A 4,910-nucleotide genomic window follows, 5' to 3' on the forward strand; every position below is an offset into this window, starting at 1 on the left:
AACTAAGTAATAGTCAAAAGAAGTGTGTTGATAATTTATTAACACATTATTTAAGCATTAAACAAAAAGCTAAATCTGATCATCATAAAATTGTTGAATTTAAAGCCCCAACAGGTTCTGGTAAAACCTTTATGATTGCTAATTTAATTGATCAAATCATTAATTATAAAAAAGTTTATCAACCCCAACAAAAAATCATTTTTATGATCGGGACACTATCCAGTGCTGAATTACCATTGCAATTTGCTAATAATTTAAAAGAGTATAAAAATTATTTAGAGAACAATAACTTAGAAGTAGAATATTTACAATCACCGTCGGCAACTAATAAAAATACCAAGGATGGCAGTTATGATATTAAACTCAAGGACGAAAAGGTGTTAGTTTTTGGTTCATCGACTTTTGGAAATAAAAAAATCTTAACCGAATATGGAAAATTAGATGCATTTATAACAGCCATCGAATATGAAGGGTATGAATTAATTTATATTCGTGATGAAGCTCATTATGGATCAGCTAATAAACGCAACATTATATTTAATGATATTTATGATCAACAAAAAGCAAAGAAAATTAGTCAAAAACATGAGGTTCGTGCTGATGCTTTATTACAACGCGCAGCCCGTTTTATTGTACACATGTCAGCAACGCCCAATAATAACTATCCGCAAGTTGTTTTGAGTGATAAAGATTTACTCAATGACAATATCGCTTTAGTTAAAAGAATGCCCTTTTTTAATCATGATGTTAAATCGATTGCAACTAATGAAATTGACGATTTTGATTTATTAGATAAAGCCTGTGAAACTTATAAAAAAGTTCACAAACAATATATTGAGGATGATGATTTAAAAGGTATTAATCCTGCAATGTTAATTCAAATTGATGATTCATCAAATATTAATGAAGCAAAAAGAACTCATTTTCAAGAAAACCTAACTAAAATTAAAAATACGTTAGCTAAACATAATATTGAGTATGCCCAATATTTTAGCGACCAGAAAGTAGATGCTAATACTCGTGAAGTTATAACTTTAAAAGAACTTTCACGTAATAATTCAACAATTCAAGCCATCATTTTTAAAATTGGTCCAGCAACTGGTTGAAATATTCCACGAGCATGTATGCTCGTCCAATTAAGAAATGTTTCGTCTAATAATCTTAGTGTGCAAACGATTGGGCGAATTAAACGTAATCCTATCCCCAACAAACAACTACCACAAGAACACATTTCTAATCATTATTATATTTATTCAAACCACAATGAAAATGATCCTGAAAAAGGCGTGCGTACTTACCAATTAAAAAACCAATATATTAACTGAGCTTTTACATCTGGTGAAATTAATAAACAAGCCCATTTAAAAGCTAAGGATGAGCAAATGTTGATGAAAGATGTTGTTAATTTACTCAATGAACAATATGACAACATTGTTAATTACTTTGATATATTAATTAATAAATACCAAACAGATAATTACCTAATCGGTCATTCCACAGATTTAAAAACGGATGATGGTATAACTAAAAAATTGCTCGAATCTAAAATCGAAAACTCTTTACATTTAGAATTATTTAAAGATTATTTTCTACAACAAAATAAAGGCTGATTTTCAATTAATCTAATCGCGTGCGTTGAGCAATGATTTATTGATCGGTTGCAAAAACAACAACACACGAGCAATGTTCTTTTATTTTGATACATAATTGCTAAATACTATAAAAAAGATATTCACCAGCTTTATAAAAAAGCTTTAGCAGCTATTTTAGATACCCAACAACAACCAGAATACATTTTAAAGCATCGGCAAATTCTACCCAATCTTATTTATGCATATGTGCGTGACAAACATAAAATTGTTTTTGATCTTGATAAATATGCTTATAAAAGTACAATTAAAGATGAAATGGAATATTATTTTGACTCTTATACAGAAAAGGCATTTTGTGAAGAATTATTTAAATATTTACAAGTACATGAGGACGTACACACAGACGTGCAAATATGAAGTAAAAACCCTGTTTTTCACGGCATTAATTTCCAATATTATGCTAAAAATACCTTATTTGAAATCCAAAATAGTTATCCTGATTTTTTAATCAAATATGATGATCACGAAATCTTTATGGAAATCAAAAGCAAAGATGATTTTGATAGTCAAAAAACTGAAGGTATCATTGAAGCCTTTGAAAAGTATATTGATGAAATGAATTACGATGATAACATCAAACCATTAAACATTAAATACTTAACTTTATTGGTTATTTATTTGGAAAGAAACGACAACAATCATATGTATCTACAAGGTGCTAGTAACCATTTAGGAATGTCAGAACTTTTATTTAAACAAAAAGGCTATCACACTACAATTAATGACTTATTTGCAGCAATTAAGAAAAACAATCAGACTGCTTAACTAACTTATTTTAGACATTTATAAAAAAACAAAGAACAGTTAAAACTGATCTTTGTTTTTTTATTACTAGTTAGGTTAAAGTTTTTGGATACGTAGGAAACTTAGGGATATATTAACATACGCTTGCTTTGCGAACAAATTAACTTCTACTTCGCCAGGTCAATTTTGGCCATTTTCTTTTTTACTGCGTGCATTCAAATAATATACATAGTTTTCTTTTATAAGAATAACAATTGGGTGGAAAGAAACGCACTGGTTCTCACTTTGCCCATCTATTTGCTCTGATTGGCTTAATTTTGACCCTATGACTTTCCCATTATACGCAAAATATGGAATCCGCCTTTTACTAAAAAAATCCTTATTCGTCCTAATTTTTAGTGAAAACACTCCTGTATTATTTTCCATAATTACCTCATCTTATTTTTATATTGTAATTATAACGCTATGTTGAAAACAAACAGATAAATAGATATTCACCAAAACTTTTCAATAAAAAAACACCACTATGAAAGTGGTGTTTTTCATTACTCTTTACAATATTGCCATCCGCTGTGATTCTCGTCTGACATTTTTACCCAACCCTGTATGTACAAAGACCCAGTCCAGAATTGAGTGCTGTTCCGATGTGTAAACATCCGACTAGTGTGGGTTCACCGCGCAGCGTATCGACACACAGCTTCAATTGCTACCTCGCTGTGCCGGAAGGGTAAAGAGGTTTCCGAAGAGGAAACATATTAATGATAACATATTTTTTAAAAAAGTCAAATATTAAATTTTTATTTTTTTAAGAACGCTGCTTTGACGAATTTCGATCTCGTTCCCTAAGATTAACGACATATGTGTATCACATCAATTTTGAATTTCATCATATGTTTTTGCTGCAAACAAAATCGCTGGCAATCCGTGTGCTCTAATTTTTACTACTTCATATTTAAATTTCATTCAGTTTCACTTCACTTTCTAAGTATATTGTTTCGATTGATACATACATATTTTCAATATGCATGTATGCGTGTGTGCATGTATGTATGCATTTTGCCTTATTATAATTAATTAAAAAGAGTTAATAACATCTGTACTATTTTATTGACGAATCAATTCACCCGCTTAAAATATTATTTTTTAAGAAAAAAACGACTTTTTTTAATTGTTTTAGAAGGTTTAGGTTCTATAAGTTTTAACAATTCATCATTTCCTTGGTATTTATACATCGTTTTTAATATGAATTCACGCTCGTCCATAATTTTGAATTTATTGTTAATGTGTTTGTTTTTGAAATCCGAATACCTTTTAACCAATGACTTCATACTTTCGTTTTTAACCTTATACTTAGGTCTTTTTTTAAATACAACATTATTGCCAATTATTTTTCTTTTTTTCTTTTTTAACACTTTTAACTGATTTATTCGTTTAGTTTTTGTACTTCCAAATTTTCAACCATACTTGCGAATGAAGAATTTAATTAGATAATACAACGCAATAGAAAATATAATTGCACCTATAACGCTAAATACGGCTATTAAAACATTTCTTTGGACAACTGTTAAACTTGGTTTTTCTTCACTTGGGAATTCATCAATAGGGTAATGTTTTTTAATTTTCTCAATTATGATATCATCAACAATTCTTTCAGGACTGCCTTCTTGATTATTACCCGGTAAAGTAGGATTAACCTTCTTATTACCAGTGATATTTGGGTTATTATTAATATTCGTATTACCAGGACTGTTTGGTTCATTATTCCTGCGCATGTTATCGATAATCTTTGGACTATCTTTAATTATCTTTTTGTTATCAATATCTATTGCACTTTCTCATTGTTTATCCTTAGTACCATCATAGTTTTTATCGATAACATTAAATATGCTTGAATGCGCAAAATTAATAGAATGATTCGTTTTTGGGGTAATAATGATTGTTTTCCAAAATCATTTTTCAGCATCACCTTTTGCTTCGATGTCACTAATAACTTTTAAAGTGATGAAAAAAGGGTAAGCCATTTGGTTTACCCCCATTTTTCCTAGACTTCCTAAAAAAATAAAAATTTGCAAATATAACAACACATAACAGGATTTTGTCGATTCCTCATAAGCATGATTTGGTTTATAAATAACACTCTAGGTGATTGAATATATATTAAAATATTATTTAGAGTATAAATATAGGGAGTAGATATGTTAAAAGAGTTAAAACAACAATATATTGAAAAAATCAATAGTATTTTAGATACAGTTTTTAATCGTGAACAGAAAAAATTAGCGATTAAGATTATTAATCAAGTAGAGAATGAAAGTGAACTATTAGACGTTTTTAAATTTGTAACCCAACGTGTTAATGTCGGTTTTGTTTTTGATGTAGCACCAAGTATTGATTCGCAAGCTGTGAGTGTTCTAGAATATGATGCTAAAAGATCATTTACTAACACAATAGACAATGAGAATACCTTAATCATTGGTGAGAACTATGATGCTTTAAAGAACTTAGTTCTCATAG

General features: G+C 29.1%; 4 protein-coding genes and 1 pseudogene. 2 read left to right on the forward strand and 3 right to left on the reverse strand.

The window, feature by feature from the left end; all coding sequences use genetic code 4:
• On the forward strand, positions 1-2,417 hold a 2,417-nt coding region (locus OF376_RS03135), incomplete at its 5' end, for a DEAD/DEAH box helicase family protein (RefSeq protein ID WP_263822063.1).
• Positions 2,418-2,492: 75 nt separating this feature from the next.
• On the opposite strand, the gene OF376_RS03140 is transcribed toward OF376_RS03135, so the two are convergent.
• From OF376_RS03140 to OF376_RS03150, 3 genes are all read right to left on the reverse strand, one after another.
• Positions 2,493-2,822, reverse strand: coding sequence for a hypothetical protein (locus OF376_RS03140; RefSeq protein WP_263822064.1), 330 nt, complete (start codon positions 2,820-2,822; stop codon positions 2,493-2,495).
• A 363-nt stretch (positions 2,823-3,185) separates the two neighbouring features.
• Positions 3,186-3,359: a hypothetical protein gene (locus OF376_RS03145; RefSeq protein ID WP_263818150.1), complete on the reverse strand. Its 174-nt coding sequence runs from the start codon at positions 3,357-3,359 to the stop codon at positions 3,186-3,188.
• A 173-nt stretch (positions 3,360-3,532) separates the two neighbouring features.
• Positions 3,533-4,432: a hypothetical protein gene (locus tag OF376_RS03150; RefSeq protein ID WP_263822065.1), complete on the reverse strand. Its 900-nt coding sequence runs from the start codon at positions 4,430-4,432 to the stop codon at positions 3,533-3,535.
• Between the two features lie 159 nt (positions 4,433-4,591).
• Here OF376_RS03150 and OF376_RS03155 point away from each other — a divergent pair.
• Positions 4,592-4,910: pseudogene (locus OF376_RS03155) on the forward strand (hypothetical protein); the annotation flags it as partial.

It is taken from the genome of Ureaplasma miroungigenitalium (assembly GCF_025780085.1).
In the GTDB taxonomy this organism is placed as follows: Bacteria; Bacillota_I; Bacilli_A; order Mycoplasmatales; family Mycoplasmoidaceae; genus Ureaplasma; species Ureaplasma miroungigenitalium.